Genomic DNA, 4,557 nt, shown 5'->3' with positions numbered 1-4,557 from the left:
GTTGATTCGCTTGCTTCATTACCCATTGCTCGATCGGTTCGCTAGCGTTGAGCTGTTGCCGATCGACGATCGCGAGTGTCCAATTGGTGTGGCTGTGAATGGTTTGAGTCGGTTGTCCATCAACGCTAATAAAATTGGTGCGGAGGACTTCATGCCGATCGCTAATTGCGCTCAAGCTTTGTGCTAGAGCGGCTCGATCGAGTGTGCCTACCAGCCGCAAGGCGATCGGGATATTGTATAAACTACTATTTGGATCGAACTCCGCTAAAAACCACAAGCGGGCTTGGGCAAAGGACAGCAGTAATTCGGCATCTTGATTCCGGCGTTCGATCGCTGGAATGGTTAATGCTAAGTTTTCTGACTGTAACTGACGAATCAGATCGGCTAATTCGGCAATTGTCGCCGCCGCAAACAGACTGCGTAAGGGGAGTTCTACCTCGAACAGGCTCCGAATCCTGGACACCACTTGGGTTGCTAGGAGGGAATGCCCACCAATTTCAAAGAAATTATCATAAATACCCACCGATTCAATTTTGAGTACTTGAGTCCAAATTTGGGACAACATTTCCTCGATCGGATTACGGGGAGCCACATAGCGATCGCGGCGATCTGCCGATAAATCCGGTGCAGGCAGGGCACGGCGATCGACTTTCCGGTTAGTTGTCAGCGGGAGGGACTCTAGAAATACAAACGCCTGGGGCACCATATACAGTGGCAAATTACTCGCCAAAAACTGCCGCAGTTCACTAATCAGCGGTACCCGTCGCGCGTGGGCTACCAGATAGGCAACTAAATACTTATCCCCTGGCGTATCCTCACGGACGATCGCACAGCAAGTCTGGACATCGGGATGTTGATTTAGTACCGCCTCAACTTCGCCCAACTCAATCCGGAAACCCCGAATTTTGACCTGATTGTCGATCCGTCCGAAACACTCAATCTTACCATCCGGTAAATAACGTGCCACATCGCCCGTCTTATATAAGCGATCGAATGGGGACTGAGCAAAGGGATTGACTACAAACTTTTCCGCCGTCAATTCGGGGCGGTTGAGATACCCCCGCGCCAACCGTAAACCACACAGATGCAGTTCCCCTCGCACCCCAATCGGGACAGGTTGCAAATCGCGATCCAGAATATACACCTTAGTATTGGCGATCGGCTGACCAATTAATACCGAGTTACTTTTTGCCGACTGTGGTTGGAGTAGATCGTGAACGATCGCTGTCACCGAGGCTTCGGTTGGGCCATAGACATTCAGACACTTCACCCTGTCTCCTACCCATTCCTGCCAGATTGTCACCGTTTCGGGTAACACCGCATCACCCCCCACCGCCACCAAGCGTAAACTGCTCGGCACCGTCGCCGCAGCTTGAGACACGGCTACCGCCCACTCATGCCAATAAGCAGGGGTAATATTCAGGACACTCAGACGTTCGCGATCAATAAAATCCCCAAAATCAGCCAGCGTCGCAAACATTTGCGCCGGACGTAACACCACCGTCCCGCCTGTCAACCAGGTGGGGAAAATTTCTTCCGCCGCCACATCGAATCCAAATGAGGCAAACTGCAACACGCGATCGGCACTAGTCAGCCCAAAGACCTCACTAATGCTGCAACTATGATTAACCAACGCCTGATGCGCCAACATCACTCCTTTCGGTTTTCCTGTCGAGCCAGAGGTGTACAACACACACAGCAAATTTTCTGGACTGACTGCACTAACTGGATTAGCTGGACTCTGAGCCGTCAATATCTGGGCGACAGCATCGATCTCGATCGTCTTGACTCCCTGTACAGGCACAGAACCGATCAAGGCTTGCTGAGTCAGCAACACCGCAATCTGGGCATCCTCACACATATCCGCCAATCGCTGAGGGGGATAATCTGGATCTAATGGCACATAAGCACCACCCGCTTTGAGCACAGCTAATAAACCGACGATCGCAGCTAGCGATCGCTCCAAATAAATCCCTACCAAAACATCTGGTTCGACCCCAACAGATTGGAGATAATGTGCTAATTTATTAGCCTGAATATTCAACTCTTGATAAGTTAATTCTTGCCCTGCACACACCACCGCTACTGCATCCGGTGTTCGCTCAACTTGCGCTTCAAATAACTGATGAATACATCGATCATGGGGATAGTCTGCTTCAGTATGATTCCACTCGATTAATAACTGTCGTTGCTCAACTGCCGTGAGCATTGACAATTGGGAAATTCGCGCTTGGGGGTTCATCACAATTGCTTCCAGCAGCGTCACAAAATGACCCGCTAGCCGCTCGATCGTGCGGCGATCGAACAAATCGGTATTATACTCCCACCCCCCCCGCAACCCAGTAGCGGTATACTCCATGCCTAAAGTCAGATCGAATTTGGCCGTGGCATTTGCGGTTGACAATTGACTGACTGTTAACCCATCCAATTCTACCTGAGCTAACGGCTCATTTTGGAGAACAAAATCTACTTGAAACAGCGGAGAATGACTGAGATCGCGTTCCGGTTGCAATGTTTCTACCAACATTTCAAACGGTAAATCTTGATGAGCATAAGCATCCATCGCCATCGATCGCACCCGCAGCAGTAACTCACTAAAAGTCGGATGACCGGACACATCAGTCCGCAATACTAAAGTATTGACAAAAAAGCCAATTAACCCTTCTATTTCACTGCGATTACGATTCGCGATCGGTGTCCCCACCACAATATCTGACTGTTCCGTATAGCGGTATAGCAGCGCATTAAATGCCGCCAACAACGTCATAAACAAAGTCGCCCCCTGCTCCTGGCTGAGTTGGGTCAACTTTTGAGTCAGAGCAAGTGAAAGATCGAATTGATAATGATCCCCTGCAAAAGTTTGGACAGCAGGTCTGGGGCGGTCTGTGGGCAACGATAATAGCGCGGGTACACCTGCTAGTTGTTGTTGCCAATAACTCAATTGTTTTTGCAGCACTTCCCCCTGCAACCACTGTCTTTGCCAGATCGCGAAATCAGCAGGCTGAATCGGCAATGGAGTTAATGGGTTTTGCCGCGTCGAATCTTGCCCATAAGTGTTATACAGCAACGTTAATTCTTGGAGCAATATACCCATTGACCAGCCATCGGCGACAATATGGTGGATACACACCAATAATCGATGTTCTGTCTCTGACAAAATCGCTAATGTTGCTCTGAATAGTGAATCGCTAGTCAGATCGAACGGTTGAATCGCATGATTTTGGGCTAACTCCTCGGCAGCAATCTCCTGTGCGGCGATCGCTAAATGCTGTAAATCAACAACTGATAAGCTCCAATTCGGCTCAGGTTGAACCACTTGAGTTGCGACACCATCAACAGTGACGAAGTTGGTGCGGAGAGCTTCGTGCCGATCGACAATTGCTGCTAAACTTTGTGCAAGAGCCGATCGATCGATCGTGCCGACCAGCCGCAACGTCAGCGGGATATTATAGAAGGAACTGTTTGGCTCAAACCGATCCAAAAACCACAATCGGGTTTGAGCAAATGACAGGGGTAATTCGGTAGCGGTTGCCCTGGGTAAAATCGGTGGCAAACTTAGTTCCCAGTCTTGTTGCTGTAACTGCTGAATCGATCGATTCAATGTCGCAACTGTACCTGTCGCAAACAACTCTCGCAAGGGCAATTCTACTTTGAAAGTGTTGCGGATGCGGGAAACCAGTTGGGTGGCTAGCAGCGAGTGTCCCCCGATTTCAAAGAAGTTATCGTGAATACCCACTCGCTCCACCTTCAGGACTTTTGCCCAAATTTGGGCTAGTATTTCTTCCGCTGGGGTGCGCGGAGCCACAAAATTAGCTTGTTGTTGGCTGGCAAAATCCGGTGACGGAAGGGCACGGCGATCGATTTTGCCATTGACAGTCAGCGGTAGGGATTCTAGAATCGCGAAAGCATTTGGCACCATATACTCTGGTAGCTTGGTTTTCAGGAATTGCCGCAGTTCCGTAACTGTGAGTGCTACCTCTGAATGTGGCACTATATAAGCTACTAAGCGTTTCTGCTCGATCTCCTCTGCACTGGCAATCACGATCGCCGTTTTCACACCACGATGTTGACTGAGGACAGTTTCAATTTCTCCCAACTCAATCCGGAAGCCCCGAATTTTTACCTGATTGTCGATGCGTCCCAAGTATTCAATATTACCGTCAGGCAAATAGCAAGCTAAGTCTCCGGTTTTGTAGAGGCGGGAATTAGGTTCAGTACTAAAGGGGTTGGGGATAAATTTTTCGGTGGTTAACTCTGGACGATGGAGATAGCCCCGTGCTAAACCTGCTCCACCAATGTGCAATTCTCCAGCCACCCCAATCGGGACTGGTTGGAGATCCTGGTCGAGAATATAGACTTGAGCATTACTGATCGGTCGCCCAATTAAAACATCGGTAGCATCTGAAGAATTGAAGTGGTGTAGGGTAGTAACAACCGTTGCTTCTGTTGGCCCGTAACCATTAACTAGTTGGGGTAGATTGGCAAAATGGGCGATACTATCATACCAACGATCGACTTTTGACCGTTGAGCTTCTTCGCCACCGATAATCGCCATTC

Annotated in this window: 1 protein-coding gene; it reads right to left on the bottom strand. The window is 49.4% G+C overall.

The features are described from left to right. Nucleotides 1-4,557 (bottom strand): non-ribosomal peptide synthetase (locus RMO27_RS05215; RefSeq protein ID WP_309730032.1); only part of this gene is annotated, 4,557 nt, incomplete at both ends.

Source organism: Chamaesiphon sp. OTE_75_metabat_556 (assembly GCF_031378165.1).
In the GTDB taxonomy this organism is placed as follows: domain Bacteria; phylum Cyanobacteriota; class Cyanobacteriia; order Cyanobacteriales; family Chamaesiphonaceae; genus Chamaesiphon.
The sequence above is the reverse complement of the archived record's forward strand: the minus strand, read 5'-3'. Positions and strand labels throughout refer to the sequence as shown.